This window comes from Pseudomonas sp. sp1636 (assembly GCF_030376615.1).
GTDB lineage: Bacteria > Pseudomonadota > Gammaproteobacteria > Pseudomonadales > Pseudomonadaceae > Aquipseudomonas.
Map to the genome: position 1 here is coordinate 331,850 of NZ_JARRAB010000001.1, position 20,910 is coordinate 352,759.

Annotated in this window: 16 protein-coding genes, 3 tRNA genes and 2 pseudogenes; 13 read left to right on the forward strand and 8 right to left on the reverse strand. The window is 61.9% G+C overall.

Annotated features, from left to right (window positions below; translation table 11 throughout):
* Window positions 1-2: 2 nt before the first annotated feature.
* A pseudogene (locus P8H27_RS01530) lies at window positions 3-1,472 on the forward strand (IS66 family transposase).
* A gap of 649 nt (window positions 1,473-2,121) precedes the next feature.
* Here the strand turns inward: P8H27_RS01530 and P8H27_RS01535 are convergent.
* Window positions 2,122-2,239 (reverse strand): annotated as a pseudogene (locus P8H27_RS01535) (prepilin-type N-terminal cleavage/methylation domain-containing protein); the annotation flags it as partial.
* A gap of 231 nt (window positions 2,240-2,470) precedes the next feature.
* On the opposite strand from P8H27_RS01535, the gene pilB reads away from it, so the two are divergent.
* From pilB to yacG, 5 genes are all read left to right on the forward strand, one after another.
* Entirely contained in the window at window positions 2,471-4,174 is a 1,704-nt protein-coding gene (gene pilB, locus P8H27_RS01540; RefSeq protein WP_289634852.1) for a type IV-A pilus assembly ATPase PilB, read from the forward strand.
* A 3-nt stretch (window positions 4,175-4,177) separates the two neighbouring features.
* Window positions 4,178-5,401 (forward strand): type II secretion system F family protein, encoded by a 1,224-nt coding sequence (locus tag P8H27_RS01545; RefSeq protein ID WP_289634853.1) that lies wholly within the window; start codon window positions 4,178-4,180, stop codon window positions 5,399-5,401.
* Window positions 5,402-5,404: 3 nt separating this feature from the next.
* Window positions 5,405-6,277, forward strand: coding sequence for an A24 family peptidase (locus tag P8H27_RS01550; RefSeq protein ID WP_289634854.1), 873 nt, complete (start codon window positions 5,405-5,407; stop codon window positions 6,275-6,277).
* 282 nt (window positions 6,278-6,559) lie between these two features.
* Window positions 6,560-7,171, forward strand: a complete 612-nt coding sequence (gene coaE, locus P8H27_RS01555; protein ID WP_289634889.1) for a dephospho-CoA kinase — start codon at window positions 6,560-6,562, stop codon at window positions 7,169-7,171.
* On the forward strand, window positions 7,168-7,374 hold the full coding sequence (yacG, locus tag P8H27_RS01560; protein WP_289634855.1) for a DNA gyrase inhibitor YacG: 207 nt from the start codon (window positions 7,168-7,170) through the stop codon (window positions 7,372-7,374). Before coaE ends, yacG begins: the two co-directional genes overlap by 4 nt.
* Window positions 7,375-7,392: 18 nt before the next feature.
* Here yacG and P8H27_RS01565 read toward each other — a convergent pair whose 3' ends face one another.
* A complete protein-coding gene (locus tag P8H27_RS01565) occupies window positions 7,393-8,082 on the reverse strand; it encodes an energy-coupling factor ABC transporter permease (protein WP_289634890.1) in 690 nt (229 codons plus the stop codon).
* 289 nt (window positions 8,083-8,371) lie between these two features.
* Between P8H27_RS01565 and P8H27_RS01570 the strand changes: the two genes are divergently transcribed.
* The 4 genes from P8H27_RS01570 (at window position 8,372) to P8H27_RS01585 (ending at window position 11,227) form a co-directional block, all read left to right on the forward strand.
* Window positions 8,372-9,001, forward strand: coding sequence for a DUF1780 domain-containing protein (locus P8H27_RS01570; RefSeq protein WP_289634856.1), 630 nt, complete (start codon window positions 8,372-8,374; stop codon window positions 8,999-9,001).
* Window positions 9,002-9,105: 104 nt separating this feature from the next.
* Complete coding sequence (locus tag P8H27_RS01575; protein WP_289634857.1) at window positions 9,106-9,600, forward strand: MOSC domain-containing protein; 495 nt, start codon at window positions 9,106-9,108, stop codon at window positions 9,598-9,600.
* Window positions 9,601-9,682: 82 nt separating this feature from the next.
* Window positions 9,683-9,856, forward strand: a complete 174-nt coding sequence (locus P8H27_RS01580; RefSeq protein ID WP_289634858.1) for a DUF3094 family protein — start codon at window positions 9,683-9,685, stop codon at window positions 9,854-9,856.
* A gap of 63 nt (window positions 9,857-9,919) precedes the next feature.
* Window positions 9,920-11,227, forward strand: coding sequence for an NAD(P)/FAD-dependent oxidoreductase (locus P8H27_RS01585; RefSeq protein ID WP_289634859.1), 1,308 nt, complete (start codon window positions 9,920-9,922; stop codon window positions 11,225-11,227).
* 264 nt (window positions 11,228-11,491) lie between these two features.
* Here the strand turns inward: P8H27_RS01585 and P8H27_RS01590 are convergent.
* From P8H27_RS01590 to P8H27_RS01600, 3 genes are all read right to left on the reverse strand, one after another.
* Window positions 11,492-11,567: transfer RNA gene (locus tag P8H27_RS01590), tRNA-Lys, on the reverse strand.
* A 5-nt stretch (window positions 11,568-11,572) separates the two neighbouring features.
* Window positions 11,573-11,649: transfer RNA gene (locus tag P8H27_RS01595), tRNA-Pro, on the reverse strand.
* Between the two features lie 10 nt (window positions 11,650-11,659).
* A tRNA-Asn gene (locus P8H27_RS01600) sits at window positions 11,660-11,735 on the reverse strand.
* 210 nt (window positions 11,736-11,945) lie between these two features.
* Between P8H27_RS01600 and P8H27_RS01605 the strand changes: the two genes are divergently transcribed.
* Together P8H27_RS01605 and P8H27_RS01610 are read left to right on the forward strand one after the other, a co-directional pair.
* On the forward strand, window positions 11,946-14,294 hold the full coding sequence (locus P8H27_RS01605; RefSeq protein ID WP_289634860.1) for a DUF1631 domain-containing protein: 2,349 nt from the start codon (window positions 11,946-11,948) through the stop codon (window positions 14,292-14,294).
* Between the two features lie 17 nt (window positions 14,295-14,311).
* Window positions 14,312-14,644, forward strand: a complete 333-nt coding sequence (locus tag P8H27_RS01610; RefSeq protein WP_289634861.1) for a PilZ domain-containing protein — start codon at window positions 14,312-14,314, stop codon at window positions 14,642-14,644.
* A 378-nt stretch (window positions 14,645-15,022) separates the two neighbouring features.
* Here P8H27_RS01610 and clpB read toward each other — a convergent pair whose 3' ends face one another.
* The 3 genes from clpB to rluD form a co-directional block, all read right to left on the reverse strand.
* Window positions 15,023-17,587, reverse strand: a complete 2,565-nt coding sequence (gene clpB, locus P8H27_RS01615) for an ATP-dependent chaperone ClpB (protein ID WP_289634862.1) — start codon at window positions 17,585-17,587, stop codon at window positions 15,023-15,025.
* Between the two features lie 171 nt (window positions 17,588-17,758).
* Window positions 17,759-18,505: a peptidoglycan editing factor PgeF gene (gene pgeF / locus P8H27_RS01620; protein WP_374761311.1), complete on the reverse strand. Its 747-nt coding sequence runs from the start codon at window positions 18,503-18,505 to the stop codon at window positions 17,759-17,761.
* Complete coding sequence (rluD, locus tag P8H27_RS01625; protein ID WP_289634863.1) at window positions 18,502-19,476, reverse strand: 23S rRNA pseudouridine(1911/1915/1917) synthase RluD; 975 nt, start codon at window positions 19,474-19,476, stop codon at window positions 18,502-18,504. The genes pgeF and rluD overlap by 4 nt, the downstream gene beginning before the upstream one ends.
* Window positions 19,477-19,793: 317 nt before the next feature.
* Between rluD and P8H27_RS01630 the strand changes: the two genes are divergently transcribed.
* A complete protein-coding gene (locus P8H27_RS01630) occupies window positions 19,794-20,795 on the forward strand; it encodes an outer membrane protein assembly factor BamD (protein ID WP_289634864.1) in 1,002 nt (333 codons plus the stop codon).
* Window positions 20,796-20,910: the final 115 nt, after the last annotated feature.

Genomic DNA, 20,910 nt, shown 5'->3' on the forward strand with positions numbered 1-20,910 from the left:
GCATGCCTTTAACCGTCGAACTCGCCGCCCTCAACCTCGATCCTGCCCAGCAGGAAGGCGTCGCAGCAGCCGTCTTTCCGCTGCACGCCGAGGCCGAAAAACTACGCGCCCAAGCCAAGCTCGATGCCCTGAAAATCCAGGCGCTGACCTTCGAGCTGGCGCAGTACAAGCGCATTCGTTTCGGCGTCAAAAACGAGGCTCTGTCGCCGGAGCAGCGGAATCTGTTCCGCGAGACGGCTGACGCCGACTGCGCCGCCATTGAGGCCGAAGTCGAGCAGCAGGTGCCGGAGCTGCGCAGCCAGCGCCAGCGTGCCGGTCGCCAGCCCTTGCCGGAGCATCTGCCGCGCCTTGAACACCGTCACGAGCCCGCTACCTGCACCTGCGGCCAGTGTGGTGGCGAACTGGTCAAGATCGGCGAAGACATCAGCGAGCAGCTCGACGTTACGCCTGCCAAGTTCTTCGTGCACCGCCACATTCGCCCGCAATACGCCTGCCGCCCGTGCGAAAGCATTACTGCCGCGCCGATTCCACCAGCGGTGATCGACGGCGGCATGGCTGCCCCAGGCCTGATTGCCTGGGTGCTGATCGGTAAGTTCCTCGATCACCTGCCGCTCTACCGCCTCGAACAGATCGCCGCCCGTGACGGTGTCCCTCTGGCCCGCTCGACCCTGGCCGAGTGGGTCGGGCGCTACGGCGTGGCCTTGCAACCCTTGGCGGATCGGCTACGCGAATTATTGCGACGACGACCCGTGCTGCACGCCGATGAAACGCCCGTGCAGCAGCTCGATCCCGGCAAGGGCAAAACCAAATGCGCCTACCCCTGAGCCTACCGCAGCAACGACCTGGACAAAGGGCCGCGCATCGCCGTGTTCGACTATCAAGCCGGGCGTAGCGGTGAGCATGCGCGCGACTTTCTGGGCGACTGGAAAGGGCACCTGGTAGTGGACGGCTTTGCCGGCTACAAGGCGCTGTTCGCCTTGGGCATCCACGAAGTCGCTGGCATGGCTCATGCCCGACGCAAGTTCTTCGACCTGCATGCGGCCAACCAGAGCCCAGTGGCCGCCCGGCACCTGCTGCGCGAGCGCGAGGCCCTGCCCAAACTGCAGGCCATGCACGACTGGCTGCAGTTAACGCGGCAAGGCGCGGCCAACGGCAGTGCCCTCGCCAATACCATGGACTACAGCCTGAAACGCTGGACGGCGCTGTCGCGCTACGCACACAGAGCCAACCTGCCGATCGATAATAATCCGGTCGAGAACATCATCCAGCCGATCGCGGCGGGTAAGAAAAACTGGCTGTTTACCGGTTCAGAGCGTGCCGGCCGTCGCGCCGCCGCCATCCAGAGCCTGTTGGCCACCGCCAAACTGAACGGCATCGAGCCCGCTGCCTGGCTCAAGGATACGCTGGAAAAACTGCCCACCCGGCCCAACAACCGAATCGATGAGCTATTGCCCCTCGGCTCCTCAACCTGAGAAAGGTGGGGCGGCTGGACGCTTACGGTGGATTAGCCGCGCAGCGGTGTAATCCGCCATTTATGTACCGTGGAAAAACAAAATGCCCCGCACAAGGCGAGGCATTTTGTCTCAGTGGTTTCGGGAGCAAGGCAAGTCGCGGTAAACGGTGGAAGCTCCTTCGGAGATTCCACCCTACGATCCGTCATACCGCGATCAAAGAACTCGACCAGCCTCTCATGATTGAACGCACCGTCGACGATAAGCCAACGCGCCGGAACATACGTCGATTAAGCTCACATCGCGGGTTATGCCCATGACCACGCCCCGCATAAATCAGAGCGTGAGATTACACGCAGCACCTGAGACATGCGACTCTCAGGCGAAAGCGCCTTCGACGCCCCTACAAATTCGCCGGCTCACGATACAAATTATCTCGCAACACCACCCAAGGACAAGTCAAAGGTGAACGTCCGGTTGCCCGGTTGCTGCGCCACAAAAGCAAGATCAGTTGTCGCCAAAGTTGCTGCCGCGGTAGCTGCCACAACGCTGTTTGTGCATGCATTATTAGTGTACACCGGGCGGTCTCCCGCCGGATCCTGACCATGCAAGGCAACCATAAGCGCGTTGACGAAGGCCTTGGCCTCAATCTCACAAGCATTTTCAGCAGAACGTACCGTGTAGTCACGATACTGCGGAATGGCAATAGCAGCCAAGATACCGATGATGGCAACAACAATCATCAGTTCGATCAGAGTAAAGCCTTTTTGCATTTTATTAGCTTTCATAACATCTCCTTACCTTAAGTGTGCAAGCCAATGACCTACATTGGACAGGAGGGACGCAAGCAGATTGCATGCCAACCCCAAGAACCCAAGGGTATATGATCCAGCCCTCTTACTCACCCAAACGCCTCCATTATTACCGAGCACTAACTGCCGTTTTTTGTCACCCAGCCCCCACGCATTTGGCAGCTAGAAATAACTAGGCTATAAGGCAGGCATTGTTATGGAGCCCGCATGAACGATCACGCCCCCCTCACTGGCCTAGCTAAACAAATGGTTGCCGCCAAGCTGCTAGACGAAAAAACGGCCTCCCTAGCACAAAATCAAGCGAAACGCAACGCATTATCACTAGTCACTTACCTGGTGCAGAACAAACTGGTTAAAAGCCGGGCACTAGCTGAACTGGCGTCCGAGCAGTTTGGCGTGTCCTTTATCGACCTTAATACCATCGATAAAGAAAGCCAGCCCAAGGATCTGATCAGCGAGAAACTAGTACGCCAGCACCGTGTACTGCCGCTGTATCGCCGCGGCAACAAGCTGTTTATCGGCGTATCCGACCCAAGCAATCACCAGGCCGTCACCGATATCCAGTTCAGCACCGGGCTCACTACCGAAGCCATCCTGGTCGAGGATGACAAGCTCGGCGAGGCCATTGACAAGTTTTTCGACTCCGCGGCCAGCGGCATGGAAGACTTGGCCGACGTTGATCTCGACGGGCTTGACGTACAGGCCATTAATGACGACAAAGAAGACGGTGTCGCCGGCGAAAGCGCCGACGACGCCCCGGTCGTGCGCTTCGTCAACAAGATGCTGCTCGACGCGATCAAGGCCGGCTCCTCGGATCTGCACTTCGAACCCTACGAAAAAACCTACCGGGTGCGCTTTCGTACCGATGGCATTCTGCACGAGATCGCCCGGCCGCCGATTCAACTGGCGCCACGCATCTCGGCACGACTGAAGGTGATGGCGGCGCTGGATATTTCCGAGCGACGCAAGCCGCAGGACGGACGGATCAAGATGCGCATCTCGAAGACCAAGTCGATCGACTTTCGCGTCAGCAGTTGCCCAACCTTGTGGGGCGAAAAGATCGTGATGCGGATTCTCGACCCCTCCAGCGCACAGATGGGCATCGACGCGCTCGGCTATGAAGAAGCGCAGAAAGACCTGTACATGACGGCGCTCAAGCAACCGCAGGGCATGATCCTGGTGACCGGACCGACCGGCTCGGGCAAGACAGTGTCGCTGTACACCGGCCTGAATATCCTCAATACCCCGGACGTGAACATTTCCACCGCCGAAGACCCGGTGGAGATCAATCTGGAAGGCATCAACCAGGTCAACGTCAACCCCAAGCAGGGCATGGACTTCACCGCCGCACTGCGCGCCTTCCTGCGTCAAGATCCGGACATCATCATGGTCGGCGAGATCCGCGACCTGGATACCGCCTCGATCGCGATCAAGGCGGCGCAGACCGGGCACATGGTGATGTCGACCCTGCACACCAACAGCGCCGCGGAAACCCTGACCCGCCTGCGCAATATGGGCGTACCCTCGTTCAACATCGCCACCTCGGTCAACCTGATCATCGCCCAGCGTCTGGCACGCAAGCTGTGCGGCCATTGCAAGAAGGAAGTGCAGATCCCGCGCGAGGCCCTGCTCGAAGAAGGCTTCCCGCAAGACAAGCTCGGCACCTTCAAGATTTATCGCCCGATTGGCTGCGAAAACTGCAACGGCGGTTACAAAGGCCGTGTCGGGATTTATGAAGTGGTTAAAAACACGCCCGCCCTGCAACGGATTATCATGGAAGAAGGCAATTCCATTGATATCTCCGCGCAAATGCGCAAAGACGGCTTTAATGATCTGCGTACCTCAGCCCTGCTGAAGGCCATGCAGGGCATCACCAGCCTCGAAGAAGTCAACCGCGTGACCAAGGATTAACCCATGGCGGAAAAAATACTAAAAACCAGCCTGTTTGCCTGGGAGGGCACCAACAAGCAGGGCGCCAAGCTCAAAGGGGAGCTCAGCGGCACCAATCTCGCCCTGGTCAAAGCGCAACTGCGTAAACAAGGCGTAAACCCGACCAAGGTTCGCAAGAAGGCTGCAGCGTTATTCAGCGCCGGCAAGAAGATCAAGCCCCTGGACATCGCCTTATTTACCCGACAGATGGCCACCATGATGAAGGCCGGGGTGCCGCTGCTGCAGTCCTTCGACATTATCAGCGAGGGCTTTGACAACCCTAATATGCGCAAGCTGGTTGACAACCTCAAACAGGAGGTTGCCGCTGGCAACTCGTTCGCTTCCTCTCTGCGCAAACAGCCGCAGTACTTCGACGACCTCTACTGCAACCTGGTTGATTCCGGCGAACAGTCGGGCTCCCTGGAAACCCTCCTTGAGCGAATAGCCTCTTACAAGGAAAAGACAGAAGCACTCAAGGCCAAGATCAAGAAAGCCATGACCTACCCCATCTCCGTTGTGGTGGTAGCGGTCATTGTCACCGCCATTCTGCTGATCAAAGTCGTGCCGGCTTTTGATGACGTATTCAAAGGCTTTGGCGCCGAACTACCGGCCTTCACGCAGATGGTGGTGGGCCTTTCCGAGGGACTGCAAAAATGGTGGCTAGTAGTTATCGCCGGCATGTTTGCCTTTGCCTACACCTTTAAACAAGCCCACAAGCGCTCGGAGAGCTTCCGCAATTGGCTGGATCGCAGCCTATTGAAGCTGCCAATTATTGGCGACGTTCTCTACAAGTCAGCCATCGCCCGCTATGCCCGTACCCTGTCCACGACTTTCGCCGCCGGCGTTCCCTTGGTCGAGGCACTGGACTCTGTTTCAGGCGCTACCGGTAACGTCGTCTTTAGAAATGCAGTGCAAAAAGTCAAACTCGACGTTTCCAGCGGCGTGCAGCTGAATTTTGCCATGCGCACCACAGGCGTATTCCCGAGCATGGCGATTCAAATGACCGCCATCGGCGAAGAGTCCGGCGCCCTGGATCAAATGCTCGACAAGGTAGCCGCCTACTACGAAGACGAAGTAGACAACTTAGTTGATAATCTAACCACCCTGATGGAGCCGATGATCATGGCGGTATTGGGCGTACTGGTGGGCGGCCTGATCATTGCCATGTACCTGCCAATCTTCCAATTGGGTAACGTAGTCGGCGGATAATCGATGACCCTGATTAACTTGTTGGCCAGCAACATGCTGGCCTTTGTTTTGTCTGTACTGCTGCTCGGCTTGTTGATCGGCAGCTTCCTCAACGTCGTCATCTATCGCCTGCCCAAAATGATGCAACGCGACTGGCAGGCCCAGGCGCGGGAAATCCTCGAACTGCCAGCGCTGCCCAGCGGGCCCATTTTCAACCTGATTCTGCCGCACTCAAGCTGCCCGCACTGCGGCCACGAGATCCGCCCCTGGGAGAATATCCCGCTGCTCAGCTATCTGTTTCTGCGCGGCAAATGTTCAAGCTGCAAAGCCCCGATCAGCCTGCGCTACCCGCTGGTGGAATTGGCCTGCGGGTTGCTCTCGGCGTATGTGGCCTGGCACTTCGGCTTCAGCTGGCAGGGCGCCGGCATGCTGTTGCTGACCTGGGGTCTGCTGGCGATGAGCCTGATCGACGCCGACCATCAGTTGCTGCCGGATGCACTGGTGTTGCCGCTGTTGTGGCTGGGGCTGATCGCCAACTACTTCGGCCTGTTCACCAACCTGGAAGCCGCGCTATGGGGCGCGATTGGCGGCTACCTGAGTCTATGGTCGGTGTATTGGCTGTTCAAGCTGGTGACTGGCAAGGAAGGCATGGGTTACGGCGACTTCAAACTGCTGGCCATGCTCGGCGCCTGGGGCGGCTGGCAGGTGCTGCCGCTGACCATCCTGCTGTCGTCGCTGGTCGGCGCCGTGCTCGGCTTGTTCATGCTGCGCCTGCGCAACGCCGAAACCAGCACGCCGATCCCGTTCGGCCCCTACCTGGCCATCGCCGGCTGGATCGCCCTGCTTTGGGGCGGGCAGATCACCGCAAGCTACTTGCAATTTGCCGGGTTTGGCTAAGACAGGCTGATTACAACCCTCAATCCGCAGGGTGTATCTCGCCGCAGGCAGTGCACCATGGTTCGGCGGCGCAGCACAAAAATGGCGGGTTGTCGCTGCGCTCCGAAGTCGCCCTACGCCCTGCACGGAACGCCGCCCGAACCGCCCAACAAGCAACAGCATCGCGCCGGGGCGGCCTTCCTACAAGAGCGGCAGACACCGCATTGGGCACCTGATTCGCCAGAGTGCCGGCTCCTGCTCTACAATTGTCGCCCTGTTTAGGGCCAACGAGAGCCGCACCCGATCATGAAACCCTGGATTCTTGGCCTTACCGGCGGTATCGGCAGCGGTAAGAGCGCGGTCGCCCAGTACTTTATCGATCAAGGCGTGCACCTGGTCGATGCGGATCATGCGGCGCGCTGGGTGGTCGAGCCGGGCAGGCCGGCGCTGGCCAAGATTGTCGAGCACTTCGGTGAAGGGGTGTTGCGAGCGGATGGCCAACTGGATCGCGCGGCCTTGCGCAGCCTGATCTTCAAGAACCCCGAGCAACGACGCTGGCTGGAAACCCTGCTGCACCCGCTGATCGGCCAGGAAATCAGCCAATACCTGGCGCGCGCCGAGTCGCCTTACGCGATTCTGGTGTCGCCCCTGCTGGTCGAGTCCGGCCAGCATCGCTTGACCCAGCGTGTGCTGGTGATCGATGCACCCGAGCAGTTGCAACTACAGCGCGCCATGCAGCGCGACCAGAGCTCGGCCGAACAGGTGCAGGCGATCCTCAAGGCCCAGGCCAGCCGCGCACAACGTCTACAGCATGCCGATGACGTGCTGCTCAATGATCGCGACCTGGCCTGGCTGCAAGGCGAAGTCGAACGCCTGCATAATTTTTATCTGACCCTGCGCGGAGGCCAGCCATGAGCCAACCCACCATCGTGAAATGCCCCACTTGCAATGCCCCGGTTGAATGGGGCCCACAAAGCCCGCAACGGCCCTTCTGCTCGGAGCGCTGCAAACTGATCGACCTCGGCGCCTGGGCCTCGGAAGAACACGCCATCCCCGGCGACAGCCTGGAAGACGAACTGTTCTCCAGCGATCTGGATCAGCCGCCGCGCCAGCACTGACGGCGACAGCCCGCGCTATCAAAGCGGCTTGTTGTCATCCTTCCAGGGAGCCGCCAGGTAGCGTGAGCGGTTGAAGGTTTCCAGCCAGTCGGGGCAGAACACCACCAGCGCGGTGACCAGCATTCCATTGATGAACGCCTCGGGAAAGATCACCAGCCACAGGTAGCCGACGAAGTCCTCTAGCCAGGGCGGCATCGGAAACAAGCCATCGACCCACAACACCCCCAGCCCGGCCAGAATGCACAGCAAGGCGGCCAGGGCCGCAGGGAAAAATCCGCTGAAGAAGATATAGACGAACAGATTGCGCGACTGCACGCGCTCGACCCGCCGCGCGCAGAGTTCGGTGACCAGCACCGGAATCAACACCAGCAGCACGCCGTTCACCCCCAGCGCAGTCATATCCTGCCGGCCCAGCAGGAGCATGCCGAGCTGGGCGACAAACCCGGCCAGGATCGCCAACGGCCAATCGAGCAGCAAGGTCACCGCCGTCATGCCGATGACGTGGTAAGACAGTCCCGAGGCGAAATCGCGGCGCACCAGCCACAGCACAAACAGCGCGAGCAGCGTCCCGCAGACCAGATGCTGGCGCCGCAGGTCGCTGAACAGCTCCAGCCATGGCGCCCGCCACATGGCCCAGAGCAACAGCGGCAAATAGAGCATCCAGCCGACGACCTGGCTGGCGGGTGAGAGCAATTCAGCAGCGATCATGGGTAGCGCCCAACGCTTGAGTGACGAACGCCGCCAGTCTACACCGGCGCTCAGGCATCGTGCCGGATCGCCCTCCCACAACAGCAGCCAGCGCATCTCCCTGCAGGAGGGCCGCGCCCGTTCCTGACGGCCTAGCGGCATTTCCCACATCCTTGCGGGCCACGCGAGTCGCGGCGATAGCGGACGCAGTCCGCCCAACCAGCAAAAGCATCGCGCCGGGACGGCCCTCCGCCATCGCATTCATCCAGGGGGGTACCAAGCCCCCGTGACGGCGGGCTAAGCTGTAGCCATGGATGATTCAGACTATCTGCGTCTGCTCACGCACCAGGCCGAGCAGGCTAATGCGTTTCTTTCCAACGCCCGCAAGTGGGAGCGCGAGCGCTGGGTGTGTCAGCGCCTGTTGCAAGCCCTGAACGTCAGCCATCGACTCGAGGAATTCAGCGCAGCCGAGCAGGAACCGCCGGACGTGCTGTTCCGCGAGGCCAGCTTCGAGGTGTTTTTCGTGCTCGACGAAGGCCGGCGCCTCAACGATGAGTGGCGCGCCGAGCTGGAGCGGCGGCGCAGTGCCTTCTCGCTCAGCCAGCTGGTGCGGCGCGAGGCCAAGCCCCGGCGCATCGGGGCCACCGAGCTGCAAGCACGCCTGGCTCCGACCCTGCGCAAGAAAGCGCACAACTACAGCGAGCGCGGCCTCGACCTCAGCGAACTGGATCTGCTCGCGTTCGTCAGCCTGAAGCGCGCCGTACCCGACTTCAACAGCCACTTCCCGCCACCCACCGAGTACCTGCGCCAGGGCTGGCGTTCGCTATCGCTGGTCGGCCCGACCTTCGCCCGGGTATTGTTCGCGCACCCCGATGCGCCAGACTTCCTGCGCAGCAACCTCGGCCGCAGCGTGGTGTTCGATGTCGGCATCAGCCTGTGATGGCCGAGCCCGTGGGAAGATACTGCAACGGCGTGCCGCCCCCCTACAACCTGGCTTCGGGGCTGATCCACCCAACGAAACCACGCGAGAGACATTGAGCTGCAATGAGCCCATTACAAGAACTGCTCGCGACCGTGCCGCAACGCGGCCAGGTGCGCTGGATTGGCGTACGCCCCGCCTCGCGCGGCGCCATGCTCGAACTGGATGCCGTGGAGGCACGCCGCGAAGCCGGTCTGAGCGGCGACCACAGCCGTCCCGGGCCGCGCAACGCACGGCAGGTCACCCTGATCCAGTGGGAACACCTGGCGGTGATCGGCGCCCTGCTCGGCCGCCCCGCCAGCCAACCGATTCTGCCGCAGGAGCTGCGCCGCAATATCGCTATAAGCGGCATCAACCTGTTCAGCCTCAAGGGCCGGCGCTTTCGCATCGGCCAGGCCGTGCTGGAAACCACCGGCTGGTGCCAGCCCTGTGCGCGGCTCGAAGAACGCTTGGGGCCAGGTGCCTTCCAGGCGGTACGCGGCCACGGCGGCATCACCGCCCGCGTACTGCAAGGCGGCATTATTCGTCTGAATGACGACCTGTGCGTTGAGCCCTTGTGAACGCCATGGCTAAAATAGCCACCATTCACAGGCCGACCGAGAACCGCAGGGTTTTCCCACGGCCTGATCCTTCGAGGTTCCTATGTCCAGCCGCCTGAGTCCCGACGATCAAGAACGCGTCGACCAGTACCTGAGCGCCCCCCAGCATCAAGTCGAACGGCAACCCTTCAAGGTGTGGCGCCTGCTGTTGATCATTGTCGGCGCGGTGATCGCCCTCGGCCTGCTGAGCCGTCTTCTGAGTCGCCTGGTGCTATGAGCTGCTTCGCGCTCGCCCAGCACGATTTAACGAATTTTTTTCCAAACCTTGCGAGAACGATCCATGTCCCATCGAATCCTGATCGTCGGCGGTGGCGCCGGCGGCCTGGAGCTTGCTACCCGCCTGGGTAGAACTCTGGGTAAACGCGGCAAAGCCAAAGTCACCCTGGTCGACGCCAACCTGACGCATATCTGGAAACCGCTGCTGCACGAGGTGGCCGCCGGCTCGCTGAACTCGTCGGAAGACGAGCTGAACTACGTAGCCCAGGCCAAGTGGAATCACTTCGAGTTCCAGCTCGGGCGCATGACCGGGCTCGACCGCACCGAGCAGCGCATCAGCCTCAGCGCCACGCTCGACGAGCGCGGCGAAGTGCTGGTGCCCGAGCGGCAGCTGGGCTACGACAGCCTGGTGATCGCGGTCGGCAGCACCACCAACGATTTCGGCACCGCGGGCGCAGCCGAACACTGCCTGTTTCTCGACACCCGCGAGCAGGCCGAACGCTTCCATAGCCAGTTGCTCAGCCACTATTTGCGCGCCCACGCCAGCCAGAGCGATACCACCGAGCAAATCAGCGTGGCCATCGTCGGCGCCGGCGCCACCGGCGTGGAACTGGCCGCCGAGCTGCACCATGCGGCGCATCAACTGGCGGCCTATGGCCTGGACAGCATCCGCCCGGAAAACATGCGCATCACCCTGATCGAAGCCGGGCCGCGGGTACTCCCGGCCCTCCCGGAGCGGATCGGCAAGCCGGTGCACAAAACCCTGGAAGGCCTCGGCGTCACGGTCATGACCAACGCCTCGGTCAGCCAGGTGACCCGCGATGCCCTGCACACCGCCCAGGGCGACACCATCACCGCCGGCCTCAAGGTCTGGGCCGCAGGGATTCGCGCGCCCGCCTTCCTCAAGGATCTCGCCGGCCTGGAAAGCAACCGGATCAACCAGCTGCAGGTGCGCCCTACCCTGCAAACCACCCGCGACGACAACATCTTCGCCTTCGGCGACTGCGCCGCCTGCCCGCAACCCGGCAGCGAAGGCCGCAACGTGCCGCCACGCGCCCAAGCCGCTCACCAGCAGGCCTCGCTGCTGGTCAAGTCGCTGAAACTGCGCATCGACGGCCAAGGCCAGGCGCTGCCGGAATACCGCTACCGCGATTACGGCTCGCTGATCTCGCTGTCGAGTTTTTCGGCGATCGGCAACCTGATGGGCAACCTCACCGGCAGCGTGATGCTCGAAGGCTGGCTGGCGCGGGTGTTCTATGTCTCGCTCTACCGCATGCACCAGATGGCGCTGTACGGCCCGCTGCGCACGATGCTGCTGATGCTCAGCGACCGCATCGGCCGCAGCACCGAACCACGCCTGAAACTGCATTGAGATACGCGGGCGCCGAACGACGAGCTTGATGGCGCCGGCTGCTCTTGTAGGAGGGCCGACCCCGGCGCGATGCTTTTGCTTGCGGAGCGGACGCTGTCCGCTATCGCCACGGGCCCGTCAGGAGCGGCCCCGCCTACAGGGTTCTTGTGACGTTGCGGCAAATCGCGCCCATAAAAAAAGCGCCCCTAAGGACGCTTTTTATGGTTTCGATGAACATCTCATCTCAACCTAAGATTCAACGCCGCAAACATCTGCAGGTGAAAATGGTGGGTCGTGTGGGATTCGAACCTACGACCAATTGGTTAAAAGCCAACTGCTCTACCAACTGAGCTAACGACCCAAAAATGGTCGGGGTAGGGGGATTCGAACTCCCGACATCCTGCTCCCAAAGCAGGCGCGCTACCGGACTGCGCTATACCCCGATTGAAAGATTGGCTCCGCGACCAGGACTCGAACCTGGGACCCAATGATTAACAGTCATTTGCTCTACCGACTGAGCTATCGCGGAACTACGTGCTTCCAAATCTCTTCTACTAGGCTGCGGGGTGAACCGTTTCCCGTATCTGAGGCGCGCCATTTTACGGTTCCGCAGCCGCCTGTCAACCCCTTAAATTGCTTTTGTGACAATGCTTTGCACGTGAGTGGCGTGCCTGCTATATCTTCACTGAGTGCGATTACGCAGGATGCACTCGCCACAAGGCTTCAATCAGGAAAGCCCATGAGCAATCAGGACATGCCTCCGACCCCCCCAAGACCCAATCCAACCTTAGCCAGCCGCGGCATTCAGCCACGCTTTGGCGAGCTGGTGCAGAACTGTCGCAAGCTGGTGATGAACCGATTGGCGGAGCAGCTGACCAGCGTTTTCGGACAGGTCGATGACAGCTTGTTCGAGTGTGCGGAAAAGGCCGAGAACAATCAGGTGCAAACCCTGTTCTTCGACAGCATGCGCGAGATTCGCAAGCAACGGCCGCAGATCGAACGAAGCTACCACCAGAAAATCTCACAGAATTTCTCCGACTTTCTCGATGGCAAGCTCAAACCAGCACCCGGCACCGCTGAACTGGATGCCGAACAACTCACCCTGGTACAAAACGAGGAGTACGAGGAAAGCCTGCTGATCAGCAACATGGTCAGCCAGGTCAAATCACGCTGCGCACTGCAGCTATTTGCCCTGGAGCAGCGCCTGGCGCTGCTCAACAATGGACAGCAGCTAGGCGAGGACAGCAACCCCTTCGGCCCACAGATGATTGCCCTGGCATTTCGTCAGGCTCTGGCGCCCAGCCCGTTCCCGCTGCAGATCAAAGCCATCCTCTACAGTTTGTTCGACAAACACATCATGCTCAGCCTGGACACCGTGTACAGCGCTCTGAATCAGCGCCTGATCGATGCGGGCGTACTGCCCGCGCTCAAGCACAGCGCCCAGCACGCCGCCCACCCCGAGCGACCGGGCACAACCCAGAGCGCGCCCGAGACCACGGAGAAACGACCGACCGGCAACAACCTGCAGCCAGCCGCCAGCCCCTCAACAACTACGACCCACCACTCGGCAACGGCAACGCCTGACCTCGACGGCCCGCCCCCCGGCAATCCGACAGAGCTGCTGCAGAGCCTGGCTGCTCTCCTCGGCGAACACCGTCAACGCGACATTGACGCCCCCCTGCTCGGCGGCACGCCCAGCATTGCCAGCTTGTCCCCGCGCGATGCCACCAGCACTTACAGCGCCAACGATCTGCTTGGCGCCCTCAATCGTATGCAACGCCAGTCTGCCGACGACCTGGCGCAGCGCCTGCACAGCCCGCAGCAGGTTGCAGGATTGAAAACCGATTTGCAGCGACAACTGGAAGCCTTCAGTCAGCGCCCGGGGCAACAGAAGCTGTCGGACAAAGAGGCCGACGTGATCGACCTGGTCGGCATGCTGTTCGACTTTATCCTTGACGACAGCTGCCTGACCGACAGCTACAAGACCCTCCTCTCTCACCTGCACACGCCTTATCTGAAAGTCGCGCTGCAAGACAAGGCGCTATTCACCCAGCACCAGCACCCCGCGCGCCGCCTACTCAACAGCATGGCTCAGGCGGGTGTGCTCTACGGCGACGAGACCAATGAACGCGGCCTGCTGGCCAAGATGCAATGGGTGGTGGAACGGGTGATCGACGCCGACACCGGCACTCCATTGCTGTTCGAGGCGCTACTCGAGCAGTTTGACGAATACACCGCCACCCTCAAGCACAAGGTCGAACTGCGTGAACGCCGCGCCGTGGAAGCGGCCAAAGGTCGCGACAAACTGTTAGGCGCCCGCCAACAAGCCATCGACATCATCGCCAGCTGCCTGAGCGAACGCCGGGCGCCGGGGATCATCCGCAACTTCCTCGAACTGACCTGGAGCGATGTCCTGGTCTTCGTCTTGCTCCGCCATGGCGAGGGCAGCAGCGAGTGGCAGCGTGCCTGTGAAGTGGCCGAGCAATTGGCCTGGAGCGGCACTCCCCTCGATGAAAGCGGCCGCCAACAACTGCAAACGCTGCGCGTAGCGCTGCTGGATGACTTGCGCAGAGGCCTGCAATTGCTCGGCGGCTACCATGAGGACGGCATTCGTCGTTTGCTGCAGGATTTGGTCGCCTGCCAATACGCCGCCCAGGCCAAACAACCGCAACTCGCCGACACCTTCGACCCACAGCTACCGGCGAGCGCGCTCGGCGCCATGCTCGGCGAAGACGCCATGCTCGCCACCCTGGCGCCGCGCGAATCCGGCCTGTCGGCACGCGCACAGGCATTCGCCCAGGAGCTGATGCATATCGAGTTCGGCACCTGGTTTGAGTTTCTCGCGGACAATCAACCCCGCCTGCTCAAGCTCTCCTGGTTCAGCCCGACCACGCGCAATTACATGTTTGTCGATCACAGTGGCCAGCGGGCGGCGATCAAGCCATTGACCCTCCTGGCCACAGAAATGGAACAGGGCCTGGCCCGCATCGTTCCGCCTGAACACGATGCGCCGCTGGTGGATCGTGCCCTCAACGCCATTTATCGTGTGCTGCAGAGTTTTAGCAAACGCACGAACAAAACCCATTAACCCATCAAGGAGCTTCCATGGAAGAGCGTCGTCAGCACAGCCGGCATAGCATCGAGCTGCAGCTGGAAGTCTTCGACTTGCATACCGGGCAGCGCCTCGGTCGCGTGGCAGACTTCTCTGCCGACGGCTTCATGCTGTTCAGCGACAAGCCGCACCAAGCGGACACCCTGGTCGAATGCCGCCTGGTCAGCGAACAGGTGATCGACGGCGTCTGCGAGGTCAAATTGAACGCCGACTGTTTATGGAGCCGCCCCGGTGCCGACGGTCAACACTGCTGGGCCGGTTTTCATATCGTCGACCTGGAGCAAGACCAGGCCGCCGCGCTGGACGTGCTGCTCAAGCACCTCTAAGCGACAGGTCGATTATCCCGCAAGATCCGCAGGATGGCGTTGAGCGCAGCGATAGCCATCACCGCGACCGGCAGGCAAGCCGGGAAATTTCGGCGCCTGCCCAACCGCCCCCGGATTGCGCCGGGGCTACGGGCTACGTCACAGACTCATATCGATAAAAAAGCATCGCGCCGGGGCGACCCTCCTACAAGAGCAGCCAGCAATCCCCTGTAGGAGGGCCGCGTCCGTTCTCGAAAATGCTCCCGGCATTTTTCCTACCTCCCCCATCCATGGGGTCGCTGACGGGCTTGCGGCACTCCCCACATCCCTGTGGGTCACGCGCCCCGCGGCGGTTGCGGACAACGTCCGCTCAAAAAGCAACCTTTTTATGCTGCACGCCTAGACGAAGACGATTTCGTCGTTTGCGACCGTGCCGGTCACGGTGCTGCCCGGGCCGAACTTGCCGGCCAGGATCAACTGTGCCAGTGGATTTTCGATCCAACGCTGGATCGCTCGCTTCAACGGCCGCGCGCCGTAGACCGGGTCGTAACCGATGGCGACCAGCTTGTCCAAGGCCTCGTCGCTCAGCTCCAGGCTCAGCTCGCGCTCGGCCAGGCGCTGGCGCAAGCGGCTCAGCTGGATTTGCGCGATGCCGGCGATCTGCTCGCGGGCCAGCGGTTCGAATATCACCACCTCGTCGATACGGTTGATGAATTCCGGGCGGAAATGGCTGCTCACCGCATCCATCACCGCCGCCCGCTGCGCCTCGCGATCGCCGAGCAGCTCCTGGATCTGCACCGAGCCGAGGTTGGAGGTCATTACCAGCACGCAGTTCTTGAAGTCGACGGTGCGCCCGTGGCTATCGGTCAGACGGCCGTCCTCCATGACCTGCAGGAGGATATTGAACACATCCGGATGGGCCTTCTCCACCTCGTCGAGCAACACCACCGAGTAAGGCTTGCGGCGCACCGCCTCGGTCAGGTAGCCGCCTTCCTCGTAGCCGATGTAGCCGGGCGGAGCACCGATCAGCCGCGACACGGAATGTTTCTCCATGAACTCGGACATGTCGATGCGCACCAGCGCCTCCTCGGTGTCGAAGAGGAACTCGGCCAAGGCCTTGCACAGCTCGGTCTTGCCCACCCCGGTCGGGCCGAGGAAGAGGAAGGAGCCGCTCGGCCGGTTCGGGTCGGACAGCCCGGCGCGCGAACGCCGCACCGCGCTGGCCACGGCGACCACCGCCTCGTTCTGGCCGATCACCCGCTGGTGCAATAGCCCTTCCATCTTCAGCAACTTGTCGCGCTCGCCTTCGAGCATCTTCGCCACCGGGATACCGGTCCACTTGGACACCACTTCGGCAATTTCTTCCTCGGTGACCTTGCTGCGCAGCAGCTGGTTCTCGGTCTTGCCGTGCTGGTCGACCATCTGCAGACTGCGCTCCAGATCCGGAATGATGCCGTACTGCAGCTCGGCCATGCGGCTAAGATCACCCTTGCGCCGTGCGGCCTCCAGCTCCTGGCGCGACTGTTCGATCTTCTGCTGGATCTGCGCCGAGCCTTGCACCTCGGCCTTTTCCGCCTTCCAGATGTCTTCCAGGTCGGCGTACTCGCGCTCCAACCGGGCGATGTCTTCCTTGAGTTTTTCCAGGCGCTTGATCGCCGCCTCGTCGTCTTCCTTCTTCAACGCCTGGGCCTCGACCTTGAGCTGGATCAGGCGGCGCTCCAGACGGTCGAGCACTTCCGGCTTGGAGTCGATCTCCATGCGAATCCGGCTGGCCGCCTCGTCGATCAGGTCGATGGCCTTGTCCGGCAGCTGGCGGTCGGTGATGTAGCGGTGGCTGAGCTTGGCCGCGGCGATGATCGCGCCGTCGGTGATCGCCACCTTGTGGTGCACCTCGTAGCGCTCCTTGAGGCCGCGCAGGATGGCGATGGTGTCTTCCTCGCTCGGCTCGTCGACCAGCACCTTCTGGAAGCGGCGCTCCAGGGCGGCGTCCTTCTCGATGTACTGGCGGTATTCGTCGAGCGTGGTGGCGCCGACGCAGTGCAGTTCGCCGCGCGCCAAGGCCGGCTTGAGCATATTGCCGGCATCCATGGCGCCCTCGGCCTTGCCGGCGCCGACCATGGTGTGCAACTCGTCGATAAACAGGATGATCCGCCCTTCCTGCTTGCCCAGCTCGTTGAGCACCGCCTTGAGGCGCTCCTCGAACTCGCCGCGGAACTTGGCGCCGGCAATCAGCGCGCCCATGCCCAGCGACAGCACGCGCTTGTCTTTCAGGCCATCCGGCACCTCGCCGTTGACGATACGCTGGGCCAGGCCTTCGACGATCGCGGTCTTGCCCACGCCCGGCTCGCCGATCAGCACCGGATTGTTCTTGGTACGCCGTTGCAACACCTGGATGGTGCGGCGGATCTCGTCGTCGCGGCCGATCACCGGATCCAGCTTGCCCTCTTCGGCGCGCTTGGTCAGGTCGATGGTGTATTTATCCAGAGCCTGACGCGACTCTTCGGCATTCGGGTCGTTCACCGCATCGCCGCCGCGCAGGTTGCTGACGGCGTTTTCCAGGGCTTTCTTGCTCACGCCCTGGCCGAGCAGCAATTTGCCCAGCGTGGTGCCTTCGTCCAGCGCGGCGAGCAGCACCAGTTCGCTGGAGATGAACTGGTCGCCCTTCTGCTGGGACAGGCGGTCGGCCTGGTTGAGCAGGCGCGCCAGATCCTGGGACAGGTTGACGTCGCCGGTCGGGTTCTGGATCTTGCCCAGGTGATCGAGCGCTTTGCTCAGCGCCTGATGCAAGCTGGCCACGTCGAAGCCAACCTGCCTCAGCAGCGGCTTGATCGAACCGCCCTGTTGGTCGAGCAGTGCCTGCATCAGGTGCAGCGGCTCGATGGCGGCATGGTCGAGGCCGACGGCCAGGGACTGGGCGTCGGATAACGCCAGTTGCAGCTTGCTGGTTAAACGGTCGATTCGCATTGCGTCATCCTTCCTTTTAAGAGCAGGCCGGCGCGATGGACACCTCTGTATTGAAAGCCTGCCGAGATGAAGACTAGATGAGGACGATTGTGCGAGTTTCAAGCGCCGCGACGTTGATCTGGGTCATAGCCCCGTAGGGCGCACCCTAGCCCAGAGCACGCATGGAAAGGATCAGTTGGCCAGCCAGATCAACGAAGCGAAGCGTCCGGTACGGGCAGCACGGCGATAGGAGTAGAAGCGCGGGTCGCTGTAGGTGCACAAACCGCCTCCGTAGACGGCCGTAATACCCCGCGCCGCCAGGCGGATACGCGTCAGCTGATAGATATCGGCCATATACCGACCCGGATTGACGCTGACAACGAAGGCATCGGCCGCCTGAGGGTGCACGGCCATGAACGCTGCGCGCACCTCGGCACCGACTTCGAAGGCCTGCGGGCCAATCGCCGGCCCGAGCCAGACCAGTACGTCCTCTGCCGGTACGGCCAACGCATCCAGGGTCGCCTCCAGCACGCCGCCAGCCAACCCGCGCCACCCGGCATGGGCCGCGGCGACCCGACTGCCGGCCCGATCGCAGAACAGCACCGGCAGGCAATCGGCGGTCATCACGGTACAGGCGAGACCCGGCGTGGCAGTCCAACTGGCGTCGGCTGCGACCACTTCGCCCGGCTCAGCCGGCACGACGGCAACGCCATGCACCTGACGCAACCAGGCCGGCTTGCAGCCCAACTGGCTGATCAGGCGCTGGCGGTTCTTGGTCACGGCCACGGGATCGTCCTCGACATGCTCGCCGAGGTTGAAACTGTCGAAGGGCGCGGCGCTGATGCCGCCGCTGCGCGTCGTGATGCAGGCCTTGACCCAGGCGGGCGCCGGCCAATCTGGCGTCAGCCAGTCATGGGCTGGGGGTGCGCTCAGGTTCACCCGATAAACGCCTCGCGATCCTGACGCAATAGCGTCAGCAACCAGACGAAGTCATCCGGCAGCGGCGACTGCCACTTCATGCGTTGCCCGGTAATCGGGTGATCCAGTTCGAGGAAACGTGCATGCAAGGCCTGACGCGGGAACTCCTTGAGGCTCTGCACCATGGTCTGGCTGGCCGCGGGCGGGATGCGGAAACGCCCTCCGTAGACCGGGTCGCCGACCAGCGGATAACCGACATGGCTCATGTGCACGCGAATCTGGTGAGTTCGTCCGGTTTCCAGCTTGACCCGTGCATGGGTATGCGAGCGGAAGCGCTCCAGCACCCGGTAATGACTGACGGCCGGCTTGCCGCCGTCGCTGACCGCCATGCGCTGACGCTGCGCCGAACTGCGGCCAATCGGTGCGTTTATCTTGCCACCGGCGGTAATCACGCCGATCACGATGCACTCGTAGATGCGGCTGACCGTGCGCTTTTGCAGTTGGTCGACCAGGCGGGTCTGCGCCTCGATGGTCTTGGCCACCACCATCAACCCGGTGGTGTCCTTGTCCAGGCGATGGACGATGCCGCAGCGCGGCACGTTGACGATATCCGGCACGTGGTGGAGCAAGGCGTTGAGCAGGGTGCCGTCGGCATGCCCGGCAGCCGGATGTACCACCAGCCCCGCCGGCTTGTCGATCACCAGGATCTGCTCGTCCTCGAAGACGATATTCAGGGCGATGTCCTGGGCGACCCACTCGCCCTGGGCCTCCTGCTCGGCGCGCAGCGCCAGTAGCGCGCCGCCATGCACGATGTCGCGCGGGCGTACCACGGCACCATCGACAGTCAGCAGCCCCTCTTTGATCCAGGCAGACAGGCGCGAACGCGAGTGCTCGGCGAACAGCTGGGCGGCGACTTGGTCGAGGCGTTGACCGCCCATTTCGGTGGGCACCTCGGCGTTCAGTTCAATGGTCTGCTTATTAATAGAGGACATGCTCGGCAACGGTGGGGGACCTGAGGGTCGGTTGATGTTTCATTGCGCGCCGCCTTGCGGCGACGAATCAAGCCAGGCAAGGCATGGCACGCCGCCGAATGCTCGCGACCTTGGCAAGTCCCGTCATGCGGTTAGGCGGTATTTGCCGCACACGCTAACGGGCGGCAGGCAAAATGCAACGGCAACAGGCCCTACTTTTGGTTTCGGCTACGCGCTTGTGGTTAAATACGGCGTCTTTGCCCCAGGATCACCGGGGCGCTCATCATAACAGGACGGCTTTGCTCAAGACAGCCGCCGTCACAGGGACGCAAGCCGCCATGCAAGTGAGACACCTGCTGCTGATCGCCATCCTCGCCCTTACCGCTGCCTGCTCGTCCAACGAGGTACTCGACGAGAACCTGAGCGAAACCGAGCTGTACCAGCAGGCTCAAAGCGATCTGGACAACAAGAGCTACACCAGTGCGGTGACCAAGCTCAAGGCGCTGGAGTCGCGCTACCCGTTCGGCCGCTATGCCGAACAGGCTCAGCTGGAGCTGATCTACGCCTATTACAAAAATGTCGAGCCGGAAGCCGCAAGATCCGCCGCCGAGCGGTTCATCCGCCTGCACCCGCAGCATGCGAACGTCGACTACGCCTATTACGTCAAGGGCCTGGCTTCTTTCGACCAGGATCGTGGCCTGGTCGCCCGCTTCCTGCCGCTGGACATGACCAAGCGCGACCCGGGTGCCGCCCGCGATTCCTACAACGAGTTCGCCCAGCTCACCAGCCGCTACCCGAACAGCCGTTACGCCCCGGATGCCAAGCAGCGCATGATCTACCTGCGCAACCTGCTGGCCGCCTATGAAATCCATGTAGCCCACTATTACCTGAGCCGCCAAGCCTATGTCGCCGCCGCCAACCGTGGCCGCTATGTGGTGGAAAATTTCCAGGAAACCCCTGCCGTCGGCGACGGCCTGGCGGTGATGACCGAGGCCTATCAGCGTCTGACCCTGGACGAGCTGGCCGCGACCAGCCTGGCAACCCTCAAGCTCAACTATCCGGAGCATCCGAGCCTGGTCGACGGCCAATTCGTGCCCCGCGAAGAAGAAGCCGACAGCCGCTCCTGGCTGGCCAAGGCCACTCTCGGCCTGATCGAAACCGATACGCCGCTGCCACCGGGCGAAACCCGTGCCAGCCAGGACGTGATCCGCCAGTACGAAGACGCCGCGGAGCAAATCCCCGACGAACTGAAATCGCCCAGCGCAGACGAGCCAAACCAGGAGACACAAAGCCGCAAGCGCTCCTGGTTCAGCTACATGACCTTCGGCCTGTTCGACTGAATAGCTGAAACGCCTTAACAGCGAGCTTCAGAATAGATGCCGCGCCCTTGAGACAAGTGCGCGGCATTTTTCATGGCAAGCATCGCGCCGAGGTCGACCCTCCCACAGAAGTCGC